Below are 17,674 nucleotides of genomic sequence, written 5' to 3' on the forward strand. Positions count from 1 at the left end.
CTGCTTCGGTGAAGACTGTCATTGATCTCGACGACGAACTGCTCGAACGGGCCAGGCGTGAACTCGGCACCAAGAGCAAGAAGGACACCATCCATGCCGCCCTGCGGCTGGTGGCGGAGCGGAGCAGGCGAGTCGAGGCGATCCGTGAACTGCTCTCGATCGACCGTGACTGGACCGGCCTGCTGGAGGATGACAAGACTCCCCGGGGTGAGCAGGACGCGGCGTGAACCCACCTGCTGGGCTGTACCTGATAGACACGTCGGCGTGGGGCCGACTCCGGCAACCCGTCGTGTGGAAGCGCATCGCGACCATCCTCGAGGAGGGGCTTGCGGCGACCTGCGTACCGCTCGATCTGGAGGACGGGCGGAGTGTCCGCGACTTCCGTGACGCGATGGCGGTGCGGGCGCGTCGGGCGGAACTGATGGTCGACCTTCCGATCACGTCGGCGGTGGCCACCAGGGCGCGGGACCTGCAACTGGCGCTCACGTCCCGAGGACACCATCGCGCCGCCAGCCCGGTGGACGTGTTGGTCGCCGCCGCTGCCGCCGAGTACTCGGCCACCGTCCTGCACTACGACCGTGACTTCGACCTGTTGGCCGAGGTGGGCGGGCCCCGGTCGGAGTGGGTCGCCCCACCCGGCACCCTCGCCTGACCGCACCCTGGCTCGCCCGTGCGTGCGCCGCCCGGGTGCCGGACCCGTCACCCGGCTGACGGGTCCGGCTCGGGTGCTCAGGAGTGCGGGCAGGTGTCCCGGTACTCCTGGATCGCCGTGCCCCGGGGCGCGGGGCAGAGGAACTGCTCGTAGCGGGTGTCGTCGTCGACGAACCGCTTGAGCCAGGAGATGCTGTACTTCGCCACCGTCACGTTCGCCGACGTGGGCGCGGAGTGGCTGGCCGCGTTCAACTCCAGGTACGCCTTGTCGAGGGTGGCGGGCAGGCTGGTGTAGAAGGGCTCCGAGTGCGAGGAGACCGGGGCCACCGAGTCGTTCTCGGCTCCGACGACCAGCGTCGGGACCCGTACCGACGACCAGTTCTTCACGGTGTGCCAGCCGGTCAGCGGGATCGCCGCCTGCAGGGTCGGCCGGGTGTTCGCCGCGGACAGGCTGCCCCCGCCGCCCATCGAGTGACCCATCACGGCGAGCCGGTTGCGGTCGATGCGGGTGCGGACGGAGCTGGCGGTGGTGAGGTGGTCCAGGGCGGCCAGCAGTTGGGTGCCCCGGCTGGCCGGCTGGTCGTAGCGGGACAGGGTGTCGATGGTGATGACGACGAAGCCCTGCGAGGCCAGCCGGGGGCCGAGCCAGGCGACGCTCGACTGCGTCGCGGTGAAGCCGGGTGAGATCGCCACCGCGCCGAAGGTCCCCTCGGCGGTGCTGGTGGGGTAGTAGACGGTGCCGCCGCGGAAGCCGCTGACGCTGGAGGCGGCGATCGTGGTCTGGGCGGTGGCGAACGGGCCACGGGTCGCCTCGATGCTGGCCACGGTGGGGTTCGGGCCGCGCTGGTACGGGTTGAGCGCGGCCGGGGTGACGTCGGGTGCGGCGGTGCCGGCGGCCGGTGCGGCGGTGAGCCCGACGCCGACCAGGGCGAGGGCCAGCAGCGGCCGGAGGGCGTGGCGGATCCGTCGGCGTTCCGGCCGGGGCCGGACCTCGGGGGTGTGGAAGGCGGGGACGGGTTGCACGTCGGTTGCTCCCTGCGGCAGTGGGTGGCGGGTGGTCCGCCGTGGGGACCACCGGATCGATATCGATCGACGTTGATCGGTCTGGTCATCGTCCGCGCCCGCGCCCGGCGACCGGCAATCCCGGCCGGGTCATGTCAGGGAGATATGGGGTGAGCCGCCGGCGCGACGTGCCGCCGCCGGTCGTGTCGTACGGCCAACCGCACGTCGAGACGGCAGGATGACGGGATGGCCGAGCCGCACGACCTGACCGCGCTGGAGCAGGCGGCCGCCGTGGCGCGGGGCGAGCTCTCCAGCGTGGAACTGGTCACGCACCACCTGGCCAGGGTGGCCGCGCTCGGCGACACCGTCGGCGCGTTCGTCACCGTCACGTCCGAGCGGGCGCTCGCCGACGCCCGTGCCGCCGACGCGGCGCCGCCCGCGCGGCGCGGGCCGCTGCACGGCGTACCGACCGCGGTCAAGGACCTGACCCTCACCGCCGGGGTGCGCACCACGTTCGGCTCGGCCGCCTTCACCGACTTCGTCCCGCCGCTGGACGCCGACGTGGTCCGGCTGATGGCCGCCGCCGGGCTGGTCAGCCTCGGCAAGACCACCACCTCCGAGCTGGGCTGCTCGCTCTACTCCGAGGGGCTGGTCGCGCCGCCCGCCCGTAACCCGTGGGACCTGGCCTGCACCGCCGGTGGGTCCAGCGGCGGCGCGGCCGCCGCGGTGGCCAGCGGGCTGGTCCCGGTCGCCCAGGGCTCCGACGGCGGCGGATCGCTGCGCATCCCCGCCTCCCTCTGCGGCCTGGTCGGCTACAAGCCCAGCCGCGGCCTGGTCTCCGGCGGGCCGGTCGGCTTCGGCGCGTTCGGCCTGCCCACCAACGGCCCGATCGGGCGTACGGTCGCCGACGTCGCCGCGCTGCTGGACGTCATGGCGGAGCCGGTGCCCGGCGAGCCGTACCTGCCGCCGCCCCGGCCGCCGGGCGGCTACCTCGCCGCCGCCCGCCGGGCCACGCCCGGGCGGCTGCGGATCGGACGGTTCACCGCGCCGATGCTCGCCGACGAGCCGGTCCACCCCGACTGCCGGGCCGCCGTCGACCGGGCCGCCGACCTGCTCACCGCCGCCGGCCACGAGGTGGTCGAGGTGCCCCCGCCGCTCGGCCCGGCGGTCTGGCCGCTCTTCGAGACCCTCTGGTACGTGCTGGCGCTCGCCCCGGTGCCGCCCGAGCGGGAGGCCCTGCTGCTGCCGTTGACCCGCCACCTGCGCTCCCGGGGCGCGGCGGTCGGCGCCGGCGCGCTGATGGCCACCCTCGGTGAGATCCAGGCCCAGGTACGCCTCGGCGCCCGCCGCGGGACCGGCTGCGACCTGCTGCTCTGCCCCACCCTGGCCGCGCCGCAGGCCCCGCTCGGCTGGTTCACCGCCGACGGCGACCCGGCCGCCGATTTCGACCGGCAGCGGCGGTTCTCGCCGTTCTGCGCCGTCTTCAACGTCACGGGCGAGCCGTCCGTCTCGCTGCCGATCGGGCGGACCGCGACGGATCTGCCGGTCGGGGTGCTGTTGACCGGTCGCTACGGCGACGACGCCCGGCTGATCGCCACCGCCGCGCAACTGGAACACTGCAGTGACGGATGGGATCGGCACCCCGCAATCTGGCGGGGCGTCGACTCCGCTAACGTGAATGGCAGCGGAGTCGGGGGGTCGACACCATGATCGTCCTTCCGAACCGGATGCTCTGGTTTCTCTTTCCGCCTGGGGGCGTTGGGATTGTCTGTCACTGAGACTGCGCTGATCTTCGCCGGCATCCCCGCAGCGGTGGTGCTGGTGATCGCCGGGCTGGTCTTCGCCGGCAACCGCGGCGGCGGCGGTGGCGCCAAGCGCTACCGGCCGGGCCGCCGCTTCGACTTCACGCCGGTCTGGTTCCTCGGCCGTCCGGAGCAGTTGGCCGACTCGGCCGGCACCGCGCTGGCCGCGGGCGCGCAGGCGCCGGCGCTGACCAGCCACAAGCTCGAGAAGGCCGGCGTCGAGGCGCCGGCCGGTGGAACCGGAGGCGCAAGTGACCGTTGGTGAGAAGCGGGCCGAGGCCGGGACGGGTACCCCGCCCGAGGTGCTGGACGGGCCGTTCTCGACCCGTCAGCTGCTCCGCATCGACGAGGCGCTGCGTCTGGCCGACCACGGTACCGGCCTGGTCTTCTCGGTCTACGTGGGCGGCCTCGACGAGCCGATCCGCGAGCACGCCGAGCGGCTGCACCGCCAGCTCGCCGAGCCGGACAAGTCCGTGCTGGTGGCCGTGTCGCCCAACCAGCGTCAGCTGGAGATCGTCACCGGCCGGCACGCCCGCAAGCGCATCCCCGACACGTACGCCAAGCTCGCCGCGCTGTCCATGGTGGCGGCGTTCGGCGGCGGCGACCTGGCCGGCGGCATCATCCAGGGCCTCGACCAGCTCGCCAGCCACGCCGGCAAGGGCTGAGCCCGCACACCTCGTACGACGAAGCCCGGCCCGCGGAACTCGCGGGCCGGGCTTCCTCGTGTCCCGGTCAGCGGGGCCAGGCGCTCGGATCGAGCCGCATCGGCCACGGCTCGTCGATCTGCACCGGATCGTCCGGCCCGATCGTGCCGACGAGGTTGTAGTGGACGTCCTTGACCAACTCGTAGCGGTAGACCACGGGGCCGAAGTCGCCGCGCTCGACTCGCCAGTAGTGCGGGATGCCGGCCTCGGCGCAGAGCGGGGGCTTGGTCAACCGGTCGTGCCGCCGGCTGTTCGGCGACTCCACTTCGACGACCAAGGACACGTTCGTCGACTCCGCCCACATCTGGTTCCGAGGGGCGCCGGGCTTGAGTACGGTGACGTCCGGGATCAGGTTGCCCCCGGCACCCGTACCCCGATTTCACGGATCACCCGCCGGCCGTCCGGGACAGCCTGTCGCAACGTCATCCGGATGTCGTCCGCGAGTTCGTGGTGTTCCGGCCCGGCGGGTGGGGTCACGTGCAGGCTCCCGTCGATGATCTCGTAGCGGTTACCGTCCTCCGGAAGACCGGACAGGTCCTGCTCCTGCCACGGTCGCTCGGGTGGGCGCCACTCGTAGGTCGGTTGTGCCATCACGTCCACCTCCTCAGCCCACGATAACGGCCGGGGCCGGCCTGGGCTCCCGCCCACGCCGGCCCCGGCCGGGTACTGCCGTCAGGCGCTCTGCGCGTCGCGGGCGCGGGCCCGCAGCGCGCGGACCACGCCGTCGCGGCCCTCGGCGACCAGCCGGCGCAGCGACGCCGGGTGCCCCTCCTGCGCCAGCCAGGCGTCGGTGGCCGCCACCGTCTCCTCCTCGACCAGGTAGGCGGGGTAGGCGAGCTGCACGAACTCCTGCGCCGGCTCGCTGTCGCGCTGCGCCCAGACCTGCGCCACCGTGGCGAAGTACCGCTCCCGGTACGGCGCGGTCAGCTCCACCTGCGCCGCGTGGGTGAAGCCCTGCAACAGCGCCCGGTTACGCCAGTTCGGCAGCGCCTCCGGCCCGGTCAGCTGCGCCCACACCGTCGCCTTGTTCTCCGGGGTCGGCACCAGCGCGTGCGCGTACGCGGCCTCCCGCTCGCCGCTGGCCGTCCGGTCGCCGGCCAGTTCGGCCTCGATCTCGGACGCGCCGGCCGCCCCGTTGGCCACCAGCGCCTCGAGGACCGTCCAGCGCAGCTCGGTGTCGATGGTCAGCCCGGCCGGCACGTCGTTGCCGTTCAGCCAGCCGCGCAGCGTCGCCAGGTCCTCCGCCGAGCGGGCCGCCGAGGCGTACGCGCGCGCCCAGGCGAGCTGGAAGCCGCTGCCCGGCTCGGCGGCCGCCAGCGTCGCCCGCGCGGTGCGGGAGAGCTGCGCCCAGCCGGTGGGCGCCCACGCCGGGTCGGCGTAGTAGGTGAGGGTGGTGCTCGCCTGCCGCAGGGTGGCGGTGACCAGGTTGATGTCGGTCTCGGCGGGCAGACCGGCCAGCACCAGCGCGACGTAGTCGCGGGCGGAGAGTTCCGCGTCCCGGACCATGTCCCAGGCGGCCGTCCAGCACAGCGCCCGGGCCAGCGACGACTCGAAGCCGCCGATGTGCTGCACCACCGTCGACATCGACCGCTCGTCGAGCCGCAGCTTCGTGTACGTCAGGTCGTCGTCGTTGAGCAGCAACACGTCCGCGGCCGGCTTGCCGTGCAGGACGGAGAGTTCGGTCCGGTCGCCGGTCACGTCCACCTCGACCCGCTCCCGGCGGACCAGCCGCCCGTCGGTCAGGTCGTAGAGGCCCACCCCGATCCGGTGGGTACGCAGCGTCGGGTGCCCGGCCGGCGCCTCCTGGCGCACCAGCACCCGCTCGTACGCGCCGTCCGCACCGATCGTCACCTCGGGGCGCAGCGTGTTGACCTGCGCGGTCTCCAGCCACTGCGCGGCGAACTTGCGCAGCTCGCGGCCGGAGGCGGTCTCCAGCTCGGTGAGCAGGTCGTCGAAGGTGGCGTTGCCCCAGGCGTGCTTGCCGAAGTACGCGCGCAGGCCGGCCAGGAACGGCTCCTCGCCCACGTACGCCACGAGCTGCTTGAGCACGCTGGCGCCCTTGGCGTACGTGATGCCGTCGAAGTTGACCTCGACCGCCTCCAGGTCCGGCATCTCGCAGTAGACCGGGTGGGTGGAGGAGAGCTGGTCCTGCCGGTAGCCCCAGTTCTTGCGGATGGACAGGAACGTCGTCCACGCCTCGGAGAAGCGGGTGGCGTGGGTGTTGCACCAGTGGCTGGCCCACTCGGCGAACGACTCGTTGAGCCACAGGTCGTTCCACCAGCGCATGGTGACCAGGTCACCGAACCACATGTGCGCCAGCTCGTGCAGGATCGTGTTGGCCCGCTGCTCGTACTCGAAGTCGGTGACCTGCGAGCGGAACAGGTAGTGCGACTCGGCATGGGTGACGCAGCCGAAGTTCTCCATCGCGCCGGCGTTGAAGTCCGGCACCCAGAGCTGGTCGTACTTGGGCAGCGGGTAGCGCACCCCGAACTGCTCGTGGAAGAAGTCGAAGCCCTGCTTGGTGATGAGGAACAGGTCGTCGGCGTCCAGGTGCGGCGCCATCGAGGCCCGGCAGAAGACACCCAGGTCGATGCCGTCGTGACTGTCGCGCACCTCGTGGTACGGCCCGGCGCAGAGCGCGGTGATGTAGGTGCTCATCCGCGCGGAGGAGGTGAAGTGCACCGTCTTGAGCGCCTCGCCGGCCGGCTCCTCGCGCTGCACCGGCATGTTGGACACCACCCGCCAGTGCTCCGGGACGGTGGCGTGCCAGGTGTAGACGCTCTTCAGGTCGGGCTGGTCGAAGCAGGCGAAGACCTTCTGCGCGTCGGCCGTCTCGAACTGGCTGTAGAGGTACGTCTCCCCGTCGACCGGGTCCACCGTGCGGTGCAGGCCCTGCCCACTGTTGGAGTACGCGAAGTCCGCGTCCACGACGAGGGTGTTCTCGGCGGCCAGCCCGGTCAGGGTCAGCCCCTTCTCGGCCGACCAGCCGGAGAGGTCGACGGGCGCGCCGTTCAACGTCGCCGACCGCACCGACTCGGCGGCGGCCTCGATGAACGTGCCGGCGCCCGGCTCGGTGCAACGGAACCGGACCTCGGTCACCGACCGGAAGGTGCGGCCCTCGGCCTGCACCGCGGTCGACAGGTCCAGGCTGATGTCGTACCCGGTCACGTCGAGCAGGCGGGCCCGCTCGGTGGCCTCGACCTGGGTCAGGTTTCGCACTCCCGGCACTGTTCGTCTCCATCCCACTCTCGCCGCCTCGCGGCTGCGCCAGCCCGCCGGCCGCTCGTGGTGGCCGGCCCGAGCCGAGTCTTCCATGCACCGACGCCCCTCGGTGGTCGAGGTCACGCTCTCATTCGTTGAACGGTCGATGGTTGTCGGGGTGAGGATCGGGAACTACGGGCGCCGGTGCCGTCGGCGCTCCCGTCGTGAAGGGACCTCACTGTGACCGAGCGTGCCACTGTCGACATGTGGTTCGACCCGCTGTGCCCGTGGGCCTGGATCACCTCCCGTTGGCTGCTGGAGGTGGAGCAGGTCCGGGACGTGGAGATCCGCTTCCACGTGATGAGCCTGTCGGTGCTCAACGAGGGCCGGGACCTGCCCGAGGAGTACGTCGACCTGATGCGCCAGGGCTGGGGGCCGGTGCGGGTCTGCATCGCCGTGGAGCAGGCGCACGGCGGTGCGCCGCTGGCGAAGCTCTACACCGCCATGGGCACCCGGATCCACCTCGGCAAGGAGCCGCTCGGCCGGGAGATGATCGTCGGGGCGCTCACCGACGTCGGGCTGGACGCCTCGTTCGCCGACGCCGCCGAGTCGGGCGAGTACGACGAGGCGCTGCGGGCCAGCCACGAGGCGGGCATGCGGCCGGTCGGCACCGACGTCGGCACCCCGGTCGTGCACGCCCCCGGTCCGGACGGCGGCACGGTGGCCTTCTTCGGCCCGGTGGTCACCCCGGCACCGAAGGGGGAGGCCGCCGGCCGGCTCTGGGACGGGGTGCTGCTGGTCGCCGGCACCCCCGGCTTCTACGAGCTGAAGCGCTCCCGCGAACTCGGCCCGATCTTCGACTGACCGTGGCGAGGGAATGGGGTCGCCCGGTCGGGCGTGACTCTCCGGCCGGGCGAGGTCGCCGTCCTGCCGCCGATCCGGCCGGGTGACCCCGTTCCCGACCCGGCCGGGCGTCGGCACGCCGCCGTCCGGCTTCCGCCCCGGCTGTGCTGACCGGGGCACGGCACGCACGTCACCCGACCGGTGGCGGGGTCGTTTGACCCGGTGTCCCCCGCAGCGGCCCGCCGCGGCCGCACCCGGCCGACCCGGAGGCGCACACCCGATGGCCAAGCACCGCCGCCCGCCCACCGACGACCTGCCGACCGGGGAGGAGGTGGTCGGCGACGCCGCGTACTGGTCGGTCGACGACTGCCGCTGGCCCACGGTCCGGCCGCACCTGCCCGACGACATGGTCGACCTGCTCGCTCCGCCGATCGTGGTCGGCGTCGCCCGGGTCCCGATCACCTCCCGCGCCACCCCGCCCGCCACCGGCCCGGCCCGGCCGGGGCACCCCGTCGGCCCGGCCCGTCGGCCGGCGTCCGGCCTCGCCGGGCGGCACCGGCGGGCCAGGGAACAGGCCGAGCACGGGTGACCGGTTCATCTGGTGGACCGGGCGTGGGGTCCGCGTCGCACCAGCGGCCGACGCCGGTAGCGTCATCTCCCATGACGGTCGTGCATCCGATCGCCCGGGCCTGGATCACCACTGGCGGCACCGGCGCGCAGAACTACGACGAGTTCGCCGACGACGCGGAGATCACCGCGATCATCGAGGCGAACCCGCACAGTGCCCTCGGCATCGAGATGCCCCACCGGGCGCCGGAGAGCCTCGGGAAGTCCTTCCTCGACGCGCTTCCCGACGCGGTGGCCCGGCTCGCCGAGGCGAAGGCCGACGGCAGCTACACCCCGGCCGAGCAGGCCGTGGTCCTCTACCGGATCAGCGCGCCGGGGGAGGAGCCGGCGTACGGCCTCTTCGCGATGGTCGACACCGACCAGATCTCCACCAGCGCCGACGAGCCGGGCCTGGTCATCCGCAACGAGGACGTCTTCATCGCGAAGGTCCGGGAGCGGGTGGCGCTCGCCGAGGCGCTCGGGCACCTGCTCTCGCCCGTACTGCTGCTCCAGACCGGGCGGGGCGACGAGCTGCACGCCGCCCTCGCGGCGGCGACCGAGTCGGCCGGCGCGCCGGCCGCGACCGACACCGACCAGGCCGGGCGCACGCACGCCATCTGGCTGCTCGGCCCCGGCCCGGAGCAGGACGCGCTGACCGCGCTGGCCGGCGGTGGCGAGCTGGTGGTCGCGGACGGCAACCACCGCAGCCTGGCCGCGCAGACCGGTGGCCTGCCGCGCTTCCTCGCCGTGGTCACCACCCCGGCGTCGGTCGCCATCCAGCCCTACAACCGGCTGGTCAGCGAGCTGACCACCACCCCGGACGAGCTGCTCGACCGGCTCCGCGCCGCCGGCGCGGAGATCACCGCGATCGACGACCCGGTCGAGGTCCCGGCCGCCGGTGGCACCGTCCACCTCCGCCTCGCCGGCCAGGGGTACGCGGTCCGGCTGCCGCACGACGGCGGCGCCGGCCGGCTGGAGAACCTCGACCACGCGCTGGTCGAGCGGCTGCTGCTGCGCGAGGCGCTCGGCCTCGACCCCGGCGACAAGCGGATCACCTACGTCGGCGGCGACTACCCGGCGGGCTGGCTCACCGGTGAGGTCGACGCCGGCCGGGCCGAGTTGGCGATCCTCATCGCCCCGGTGACCGTGGACGACTTCGTCGCGGTGAACCTGGCCCGGGAGAAGATGCCGCGCAAGAGCACCTGGTTCACCCCGAAGGCGCGCGGCGGCCTGGTCGTCGCCGAGCTGCCCCGCTGAGCGTGTGACGAATCCGCCCCGGCACGCCGCCCGCTCGGCGTGCCGGGAAGCGGCCTGACAGACTGCGCGGTATGCGCGTCTACCTGGGATCCGACCACGCCGGTTTCGAGTTGAAGGTGCACCTGGCCAACCATCTGGCCAAGCAGGGGTACGAGGTGGTCGACGTCGGCCCGCACGCCTTCGACCCGGACGACGACTACCCGGCGTTCTGCCTGCACACCGGCCGACGGGTGGTCGACGACCCGGGCAGTCTCGGGGTGGTCATCGGCGGCTCCGGCAACGGCGAGCAGATCGCCGCCAACAAGGTCGCCGGCGTCCGCGCCGCGCTGGCCTGGAACATCGACACCGCCCAGCTCGGCCGGGAGCACAACGACGCCAACGTGGTGGCCGTCGGCGCCCGTCAGCACACCCTGGACGAGGCGACCGCCATCGTCGAGGCGTTCCTCACCACGCCGTTCTCCGGCAACGAGCGGCATTCCCGCCGGATCGAGCAGGTCGCCGCGTACGAGCGCACCCGCGAGCTTCCCGAACTGCCGTGAGCCCGCCGACCCGGCCGGTCCCGCCCAGGGCCGGTCGGGTCACCGACCCGAGCGGGGCAGATCCTCCCGGGGCACCCAGTTCCGCCGGATGATCACCAGTCGGGCCTCGGCCTCGGCCAGGTCCCCCTCGCCCGGCCGGGCGGCGTCCCGGGCCCGCATCGCCGCGCGGACGCCCACCTGCGACGCCCCGGAGCCGACCAGGCCCCGCAGCCCCCGCTCACCCTCGTCGCCGCCCGTCGGGCCCCGGCGGGCCCGAGGGGCGGGCGTCTGGTCGTGCACCTCGGCCGTGGTCGCGGTCGGGCCGTCGCTCTCCCCGGTCACGCCCTCGGGCTGGTGCCGCAGCCGGCGTCGCCGGCGCTCCACATCCGCCATCAGCCGACCGTACCGCCCCGGAGGCCGGCGGGCACCGGGGTCGGGCCCGGCTCAGAAGATGTCCATCGGCGCGGGGGCGCGGTGCCAGCCGAAGGCCGGACCGGCGGCGGCGAGCGTGCCGGGGCGCAGCTCCCGCACCCGGCCCGCGGCGGCCAGCGCGGTCAGCCCGGCCCCGCCGAGGTAGAGCTCGCCGAGGCAGCGCACGTCGCAGGCCAGCTCCGCCGGGTCGTCGGTACGGGCACAGGTCGCCCCCTGCGGGCCGCCGGTGAGCCGCCAGCGGCCGGTGTTCTCCGGCAGCAGGGTGTCGGTCACCTCGACCACCAGGTCCACCGCGGTGGCGTACCGGCGGGCGGCCAGCGCGGCGGGGACGTCGACCACCCGTACCCAGAGCGCGTCCAGCAGCTGTGGCCCGAGCTGGCGCGGCTCGTCGACCAGGCGCAGCAGCGGATCGTCCACGGCGGCGCGGAAGTAGGTGAGCCGCCGAGTCAGGTCGACCGAGAGCAGCGTCCGCCAGAGCGCCAGGTACGCGTCCGGGCCGGCGGCCACCACCTCGTCGACCTGGACCAGCCCGGTCGGTCCGGTCCGCTGCCACTCCTGCCTGCTGCGCCACAGCGCGTACCCGTCCAGCCCGTCCGGCCCGTCGTGCAGCAGCGCCCGGCGTGCCGTCGCGCCGCCCCGCTCGCCGGGCGGGTCGTTGAGCACGTACCGCCACCAGCGTTCGTCCCGGTCCGACCAGCCGGGGCGGTCGACGCGCAGCCGGTCGTACAGCCGGGCCAGCTCGGGCTGCACGGCCGCCGGCGCGGCCAGGCGCAGCGTGCCCGGGGCGGACGTCGGCTCCGGCAGCCGCAGCTCGGTGGTGGCCGGGCAGTCCAGGCTGAGGCGTTGCGCGGCCAGGCCGTAGCCGAACCGGGGATAGATGCGCCCCTCGCTGGCCCAGAGCACGGCGACCGGCTCCCGGCCGGCGTCGTGGATCTCCCGCAGCTGCCGGTGCATCAGCGTGCGGAGCAGGCCCCGGCGGCGGTGCGTGGTCGCCACCGCCACCATCGTCACGTGCGCGGCCGGCACGGTCGCGCCGGGCACGGTCAGCGCCCGGGTGAAGGCGGCGGCGTGGGCCATCAGGTTCCCGCCGTCCCGGGCCAGCAGCGACCGGTCCGGCTCGAAGACGCCCCGTGCCACCTCGCGGGACTCGGCGTTGTAGGGATCGTGGAAAGCGTCGCCGAGCAGTTCGGCGACGTCGTCGAAGTCCGCCGCCGTCGCGACGCGGACCTCCGGTGTCGGCTGGGTCACTACATGTGTCTATCCGATCATCGTGGGGGCGGCGACCCCTTTGCCGGCTGGCTACCCTCGTAGGCGGAGGCCGGTAACCCGGTCAGGGGGAGGACGACGAGATGGCAGACCAGACACAGCCGTGGGCCGAGCGGACCGTCGAGGTGCCGCCGCAGCCCGGTGTCGGGGTGCCGCCGCAGCGGGACGCGTTCCGCCGGGGCGTCGCCTCGGTCGGGCAGCGCCGCACGCCCCGCACCGAGCCGTTCCCGGTGGTGGGTCACGACGAGCACGCCTGGTCCGGGTCCGAGACGCACCGCCGGCCGATGAGCTGGTACGTCGCCCAGTGGCGTCGGGGCCGGGAGTGGAGCGTCGCCGGGGCGCTCTTCGCGTTCGTGTGCTGGGGGATCTGGGCCATCTCCGGCCGGGGCAACCTGGGCGCGCCCCTGCTGACCTTCGTGTTGAGCCTGCTCGTCGCGGTCGGTCTGTTCTTCCTCGCCCGGCTGCTCGGCCAGGTGATCTGGGAGCGGCAGCTCGGGCGGATCCGGCGCAGCGCACGCGGCGCGCACCTGGTGACGGCGGTCTTCCTGGTCGGTGTCGGGGTCGCCTACCTCCAGCAGACCGCGTGGGTCGTCCGCTTCTGGAACTTCATCACCGGCGGCTGACCGCTCCGGCCGGTGCACTTTCTCACCGGCCGCGGCGCTCTCGACGGCGGTACGGGCGGGCGGGTCGGCTTGCGCCGGGCCCGCCCGCGCGTCCGGTCGCGGGTCTGCCGCGACGCCGGTCGTTCTCCTCCAGGGCGGCGGCTGTCTTACCCCGCCGGAGCAGGTTCATCCGTGCCCGGGCCGGTCGACCCGCCGTCCCGGGCGACAGTCGTATGATCACAACAGTATGTTGAAGTTCATCTATGTCTGGTTCTAGGCTCCCGCCAACGAACCGGTGCTCCCACGGGGTGCGCCGCCGAAGGTTGGAGGCCCAGTGAACCGTTGGCGCAGACTCATCGGCCGGATGGCCGCCGCGATGGTGGCGGTGACCGCCGGATCCCTGGTGCTGGCCGCCCCGGCCACCGCCGCGCCCACCAGCGACGTCACCCCGTACGTCGTCGGCGGCACCCGGGCCGCGCAGGGCGAGTTCCCGTTCATGGTCCGGCTCTCGATGGGGTGCGGCGGGGCCCTCTACAGCCCCCGCCTGGTGCTCACCGCCGCCCACTGCGTGGGCCGTACCGGGACGAACACCAGCATCACCGCGACCCTCGGCGTGGTCGACCTGCAGTCGAGCAGCCGGATCCAGGTCCGGTCCAACTACGTCTACCGGGCCCCCGGCTACAACGGCAGCGGCAAGGACTGGGCGCTCATCCGGCTCGCCACCCCGGTCACCAGCCTGCCCACCCTGCGCATCGCCACCACCACCGCGTACGACAGCGGCACCTTCACCGTCGCCGGCTGGGGTGCGGCCCGCGAGGGCGGCCCGCAGCAGCGGTACCTGCTCAAGGCCAACGTGCCCTTCGTCAGCGACGCGAGCTGCGCCGCCTCCTACGGCGGCGACCTCATCCCGGCCGAGGAGATCTGCGCCGGCTACGCCGGCGGCGGGGTCGACACCTGCCAGGGTGACTCCGGTGGCCCGATGTTCCGCCGGGACGCCAACAACGCGTGGATCCAGGTCGGCATCGTCAGCTGGGGCAACGGCTGCGCCCGCCCCAACTACCCGGGCGTCTACACCCAGGTGAGCACCTTCGCCCCGCAGATCGCCTCGGCCGCCGCCAGCCTCGGCGGCTGAGCCGCCCGCCCCGGCCGGTCGAGCCCGTCCCGCCGGGCCGCCCGCCGGCCGGGGCGCGGCGAACACGGACCGGTGCGCCACCGACGGTCACTCCCGTCACCGGCGCACCGGTCCGCTGCGCGTGTGTCGGCCGAGCCGGTCAGGACCGGGCGTCGTGCCCCTCCGCGTCCGCCTTCGGGGAGGCCACCCGGGCCGCCGCCGGCGGTCTTCCGCGACCTCGGCGCGCGGGATGACGTGCCGCCGGCCGCCCCGCACAACCTGGCTCAGTCCACGAACCGGTACAGCACGAAGTCCTTCCCCGCGCCGCAGGCGATCACCTCGGCGTTCCACGAGCAGGACTCGCTGCGGACGTCCTTGAGCTCTCCCAGTTCGGTCAGCGCGCCGGCGGCCGACACCCCGGCGAGGCTGCGGTCGTCCTCGGCGCTGCTCGGCGGGTCGGCGAAGACCAGCAGATTCCCGGCGTCCACCCGGCCCGCCACGCCGTCCCGGTCCCGCAGCACCGCCTTCCCGTCGGCGTCGAACAGGGTGAAGCTGCTCGGGTAGTCCCGCTCGGCCAGCAGGTGCTCGCCGAGCGGGACGAGCGCCGTGGCCTTCGGGGCGGCCCAGCGCCGGCTGCCCTCGCCCTCGGTGGCCACCACCACCTCGGTCCGCTCCGCCTCGCCGGCCGGCGACTCCAGCAGGCAGGCCCGGTGCTCGCCGCAGACGACCAGCGTCTTCACCCGGCGCCGGTCGTCCGGCGCGGTGTAGAGCACCGACGGCTCGCCGAGGCTGCCGAGGTCGTACGAGAGCAGCCGGGTGTCCTCGGTGACGTACAGCCGGTCGTCGCGGGCCGCCACCGGGTCGTCGACGTCGGCGACGTTCGGCCGGCGGCGCAGCACCTTCCCGCTGTCCATGTCGATCACCCGGACCGAGCGGTCCGCGCCCACCTGCACGAGCCGGTCGGCGTCACCGAGCCAGGGCGCCCGGGGCGAGCCGCCGAAATGGGCGGGACCACCCAGCGCCTCCTCGGTGCCGACCGGCACGACCCGGGTACGGGCGCCGTAGTCGGTACGCGGGTTGTCCTGGTGCCACCGCTGCGTGCCGTCGCTCAGCCGCAGCCCGACCAGCCGGTCGCCGGTCCGGTCCAGCCACACCACCGTGTCCCGGCCGAGGAACAGTTCGTCGTCGCCCCGGACGCTGTGCCGCCAGCGCTCCTCGCCGGAGCCGGCGTCGAGCACCACCAGGTCGCGCGGGGTGCTGTCGCCGCTGGCTTCGGCGAGCAGCGCGACCGCACCCGGCAGGGCCCGGATGCCGTCCCACCGGTCCGCGCCGGTGCGGGTGGGCACGCGCCAGCGCTCCCGGCCGGTGCCGGCGTCGACCGACACCACCTCCAGCCGGTCGTCGTCGCGCTGGTGGGCGAGGTAGGCGCGGTCGTCCAGGACGGCGGTGAACATCGCCGTCGGCCGCTCCGCCCCCGCCGTCGGCCGGGCCACCTCGCTCAGGGTGCGGAACTCCAGCGCCGGGTAGCGGTCCCGGATCACCCAGAGCACCGTCGCGGCCACCACGCCGGCCAGCGCGAGACCCGCGCCGGCCGCGATCCACAGACGTCGCCGGCCGCGCCCGGCCGGGCCGGACGCGGGGGAGACCGGCGACCCCGACCCGGGTACGCCCGGCCGCCCGGGGCCACCCTGACCGAGTACGCCCGGCGCGCCGTGCCCGGGTGAGGCAGGCGGTGCCGGGGCGGGGGCGGGCGGGTGCCAGCCGGGCACGTCGCCGGCGGGCGGTGCGGCGTACCCCGGTGCGGCCCCGGCGGGCGTCACCGGCGGGGTGTGCCCAGCGGGCGCGGCGGCGAGGATGTCGCCGGGTACGGCGGCCAGGGTGCCGTACGGTCCGGCGGCGGGAGCCGGTTCGGGCCGGGTGCCGTGCGGGCCGGCGGCGGGTTCGGGTCGGGTGCCGTGCGGGCCCGCTGGCGGCGGCACCACGGGCGGCGGCGGGATCGCGCCGGCCGGGCGGGTGGCCTGCCGGGGCAGCGGCAGGTCGGTCAGCGCCCCTTCGGCGACCGGCAGTTCGGGCTGTTCCAGCACGGTCGGCGCGACGCCCAGCTCGGCGTGCAGCATCCGGGCCACCAGCGGCACCCGGGACGATCCGCCGACCAGGAAGAGCCCGGCGAGTTGCCCGGGAGTCAGCCCCGCCGAGGCGACCACGTCCCGGGTCGCGGCGACGGCCCGGGCCAGCAGGGGAGTGGCGAGGCGTTCCAGGTCGTCCCGGGTCAGCCGGACCGCCGCCTCCACCCCCGGTACGGCCACCGGCGCGACCTCGGCCCGGGAGAGCATCTCCTTCGCCCCGCGGACGTTGTCCCAGAGCTGCTGCCGGTCCCGCCGGTCGGTGGTGGTTGCCGGGTCGGTCAGCCGTGCCCACCGCTCGGGATGCGCGGGGGCGACCAACTCGCCGAGCCGCTGCACCAGGGCGGCGTCCAGGTCCAGCCCACCGAGGTCGGGCACCCCGCCGTCGGCGATCACGGTGAAGCCGGAGTCGCCCCACGGGTCGGCGCCCTCGTTGCGCACCACCGCGACGTCGAGGGTCCCGCCGCCGAAGTCGAACACCGCGACCGCCCCGCCGACCGGCACCGGCCGGCGCAGCACCTGGGTGTAGTAGCGGGCGGCGGCCACCGGCTCGCGCAGCAGACGGGTGCCGGGCGCGATCGGCCCGGACAGGGTGTGCTCGGCTGCCGTGGGCCAGCCGGCCAGCGCCAGCGCCTCGTGCAGCACCTGCCGGCGCGGCGCCGACCAGGCCGCCGGGTAGGTGACCACCGCCGGGGGCAGGAAACCGGTCGCCGCCACCGCCGACTCGGCCACCACGTGCAGCGTCGCGGCCAGCAGCTCCGCCGGGGGGTACGCCCGGCCGCCCAACTCGACGGTCTCGTCGTCCACCCGGCGCTTCGGGTTCGGCTCGTAGCCGGCCGGGTCGGCCTGCGCCAGCCGCTGCGCGTCCCGGCCGACGTGCAGCCGGCCGTCGACGTCGGCGTACACCCCGGAGGGGAGGATCGGGTGCCCGTCCACCAGCAGCGGCCGGGTCCGGCCGTCCGGCCGGCGCAGCACCGCCACCGTGTTGGACGTGCCGAGGTCGACGCCGAGGGCGAACCCGTCCTGCTGGCCTGCCACCGGTCGATACCTCCACGCCGACGAGGGATGCCGCAGCGCATCGTACGCAGCCCGCGCCCGCCGTCCGGGCCCGCCGGGTTCACCGACGCCGGACGGTGATCGCACCGGTACGGATGGCGGCGGGCCGCACCCGCGGCTCGCGCTGCCGGCGCAGCGTCGGGGGCTGCGCGGGCATCGACCAGGGCGTCACCGTCGATGCGTCCCGGCGTCCGGTCAGTGGTTCGGGCCGCGCGAGGCGCCCTGCCGGATCGCCACGCCGATCATCAGGCCACCGACCACGATCAGCGGGGGCCCGACGAAGTACGCGAACGGTGCGCCGAAGACGCCGACAACGGTCGTCGCCGCTCCGACGGCGACAAGTCCGCCGCCGACGGCGAGGCGCACGGCACGATGCGTCATGCCGTGATTCAAGCAGCCCACCGCCACCCGGCAGTCGAACGTCGGCGAGGTGCTTCCCTCCGCAGCCGATTCGGGCACGTCTTGACTTGAACTCCGACAATCGGATCAACTGTCCGTAA

General features: G+C 74.4%; 17 protein-coding genes and 1 pseudogene. 11 read left to right on the forward strand and 7 right to left on the reverse strand.

The features are described 5' to 3' along the window. The first annotated feature begins 8 nt into the window (after positions 1–8). A complete protein-coding gene (locus ACPFP2_RS17770) occupies positions 9–227 on the forward strand; it encodes a type II toxin-antitoxin system VapB family antitoxin (RefSeq protein WP_424090283.1) in 219 nt (72 codons plus the stop codon). After that, positions 224–652, forward strand: a complete 429-nt coding sequence (locus ACPFP2_RS17775) for a PIN domain-containing protein (protein WP_424090284.1) — start codon at positions 224–226, stop codon at positions 650–652. The genes ACPFP2_RS17770 and ACPFP2_RS17775 overlap by 4 nt, the downstream gene beginning before the upstream one ends. Before the next feature lie 77 nt (positions 653–729). Here the strand turns inward: ACPFP2_RS17775 and ACPFP2_RS17780 are convergent, their stop codons facing one another. Further along, entirely contained in the window at positions 730–1,614 is an 885-nt protein-coding gene (locus tag ACPFP2_RS17780; RefSeq protein WP_424090329.1) for a dienelactone hydrolase family protein, read from the reverse strand. A gap of 285 nt (positions 1,615–1,899) precedes the next feature. Between ACPFP2_RS17780 and ACPFP2_RS17785 the strand changes: the two genes are divergently transcribed. From ACPFP2_RS17785 to ACPFP2_RS17795, 3 genes are read left to right on the forward strand one after another with little or no spacing between them, the layout of a single operon-like run. Next, positions 1,900–3,363 carry an amidase gene (locus ACPFP2_RS17785; protein WP_424090285.1) on the forward strand — a complete coding sequence of 488 codons (1,464 nt, stop codon included), beginning with the start codon at positions 1,900–1,902 and terminating at the stop codon, positions 3,361–3,363. Positions 3,364–3,417: 54 nt separating this feature from the next. Continuing rightward, positions 3,418–3,720, forward strand: a complete 303-nt coding sequence (locus tag ACPFP2_RS17790) for a hypothetical protein (RefSeq protein WP_424090286.1) — start codon at positions 3,418–3,420, stop codon at positions 3,718–3,720. Further along, entirely contained in the window at positions 3,707–4,120 is a 414-nt protein-coding gene (locus tag ACPFP2_RS17795; RefSeq protein WP_424090287.1) for a DUF5130 family protein, read from the forward strand. The genes ACPFP2_RS17790 and ACPFP2_RS17795 overlap by 14 nt, the downstream gene beginning before the upstream one ends. Positions 4,121–4,187: 67 nt before the next feature. On the opposite strand, the pseudogene ACPFP2_RS17800 reads toward ACPFP2_RS17795, so the two are convergent. Further along, positions 4,188–4,750 (reverse strand): annotated as a pseudogene (locus tag ACPFP2_RS17800) (Uma2 family endonuclease). 81 nt (positions 4,751–4,831) lie between these two features. Then, a complete protein-coding gene (gene pepN / locus ACPFP2_RS17805; RefSeq protein WP_424090288.1) occupies positions 4,832–7,378 on the reverse strand; it encodes an aminopeptidase N in 2,547 nt (848 codons plus the stop codon). A 246-nt stretch (positions 7,379–7,624) separates the two neighbouring features. Between pepN and ACPFP2_RS17810 the strand changes: the two genes are divergently transcribed. From ACPFP2_RS17810 to ACPFP2_RS17825, 4 genes are all read left to right on the forward strand, one after another. After that, positions 7,625–8,224: a disulfide bond formation protein DsbA gene (locus ACPFP2_RS17810; protein ID WP_424090330.1), complete on the forward strand. Its 600-nt coding sequence runs from the start codon at positions 7,625–7,627 to the stop codon at positions 8,222–8,224. 259 nt (positions 8,225–8,483) lie between these two features. Continuing rightward, complete coding sequence (locus tag ACPFP2_RS17815; RefSeq protein WP_424090289.1) at positions 8,484–8,792, forward strand: hypothetical protein; 309 nt, start codon at positions 8,484–8,486, stop codon at positions 8,790–8,792. 71 nt (positions 8,793–8,863) lie between these two features. After that, positions 8,864–10,066 (forward strand): DUF1015 family protein, encoded by a 1,203-nt coding sequence (locus ACPFP2_RS17820; RefSeq protein WP_424090290.1) that lies wholly within the window; start codon positions 8,864–8,866, stop codon positions 10,064–10,066. A gap of 71 nt (positions 10,067–10,137) precedes the next feature. Next, entirely contained in the window at positions 10,138–10,605 is a 468-nt protein-coding gene (locus ACPFP2_RS17825) for a ribose-5-phosphate isomerase (protein WP_424090291.1), read from the forward strand. Between the two features lie 39 nt (positions 10,606–10,644). Here ACPFP2_RS17825 and ACPFP2_RS17830 read toward each other — a convergent pair whose 3' ends face one another. Both ACPFP2_RS17830 and ACPFP2_RS17835 read right to left on the reverse strand, forming a co-directional pair. Next, positions 10,645–10,977 carry a hypothetical protein gene (locus tag ACPFP2_RS17830; RefSeq protein WP_424090292.1) on the reverse strand — a complete coding sequence of 111 codons (333 nt, stop codon included), beginning with the start codon at positions 10,975–10,977 and terminating at the stop codon, positions 10,645–10,647. 51 nt (positions 10,978–11,028) lie between these two features. Continuing rightward, positions 11,029–12,264 carry a GNAT family N-acetyltransferase gene (locus ACPFP2_RS17835; RefSeq protein WP_424090293.1) on the reverse strand — a complete coding sequence of 412 codons (1,236 nt, stop codon included), beginning with the start codon at positions 12,262–12,264 and terminating at the stop codon, positions 11,029–11,031. Between the two features lie 101 nt (positions 12,265–12,365). Between ACPFP2_RS17835 and ACPFP2_RS17840 the strand changes: the two genes are divergently transcribed. Both ACPFP2_RS17840 and ACPFP2_RS17845 read left to right on the forward strand, forming a co-directional pair. Beyond that, positions 12,366–12,905, forward strand: a complete 540-nt coding sequence (locus ACPFP2_RS17840; RefSeq protein ID WP_424090294.1) for a hypothetical protein — start codon at positions 12,366–12,368, stop codon at positions 12,903–12,905. A gap of 313 nt (positions 12,906–13,218) precedes the next feature. Further along, positions 13,219–14,016: a S1 family peptidase gene (locus tag ACPFP2_RS17845; RefSeq protein WP_424090295.1), complete on the forward strand. Its 798-nt coding sequence runs from the start codon at positions 13,219–13,221 to the stop codon at positions 14,014–14,016. Positions 14,017–14,279: 263 nt separating this feature from the next. On the opposite strand, the gene ACPFP2_RS17850 is transcribed toward ACPFP2_RS17845, so the two are convergent. Together ACPFP2_RS17850 and ACPFP2_RS17855 are read right to left on the reverse strand one after the other, a co-directional pair. After that, a complete protein-coding gene (locus ACPFP2_RS17850; RefSeq protein ID WP_424090296.1) occupies positions 14,280–17,156 on the reverse strand; it encodes an Hsp70 family protein in 2,877 nt (958 codons plus the stop codon). 213 nt (positions 17,157–17,369) lie between these two features. Further along, positions 17,370–17,555, reverse strand: coding sequence for a hypothetical protein (locus ACPFP2_RS17855; RefSeq protein ID WP_424090297.1), 186 nt, complete (start codon positions 17,553–17,555; stop codon positions 17,370–17,372). Positions 17,556–17,674: the final 119 nt, after the last annotated feature.

Origin of the sequence: Micromonospora citrea (assembly GCF_049629545.1) — a bacterium.
GTDB classification, from domain to species: domain Bacteria; phylum Actinomycetota; class Actinomycetes; order Mycobacteriales; family Micromonosporaceae; genus Micromonospora; species Micromonospora citrea_A.

Coding starts and splice junctions, on each gene's coding strand:
- ACPFP2_RS17840 (WP_424090294.1), top strand. CDS start 12,366: ATGGCAGACCAGACACAGCCGTGGGCCGAGCGGACCGTCGAGGTGCCG.
- ACPFP2_RS17825 (WP_424090291.1), top strand. CDS start 10,138: ATGCGCGTCTACCTGGGATCCGACCACGCCGGTTTCGAGTTGAAGGTG.
- ACPFP2_RS17815 (WP_424090289.1), top strand. CDS start 8,484: ATGGCCAAGCACCGCCGCCCGCCCACCGACGACCTGCCGACCGGGGAG.
- ACPFP2_RS17830 (WP_424090292.1), bottom strand. CDS start 10,977: ATGGCGGATGTGGAGCGCCGGCGACGCCGGCTGCGGCACCAGCCCGAG.
- ACPFP2_RS17855 (WP_424090297.1), bottom strand. CDS start 17,555: ATGACGCATCGTGCCGTGCGCCTCGCCGTCGGCGGCGGACTTGTCGCC.
- ACPFP2_RS17785 (WP_424090285.1), top strand. CDS start 1,900: ATGGCCGAGCCGCACGACCTGACCGCGCTGGAGCAGGCGGCCGCCGTG.
- ACPFP2_RS17820 (WP_424090290.1), top strand. CDS start 8,864: ATGACGGTCGTGCATCCGATCGCCCGGGCCTGGATCACCACTGGCGGC.
- ACPFP2_RS17810 (WP_424090330.1), top strand. CDS start 7,625: ATGTGGTTCGACCCGCTGTGCCCGTGGGCCTGGATCACCTCCCGTTGG.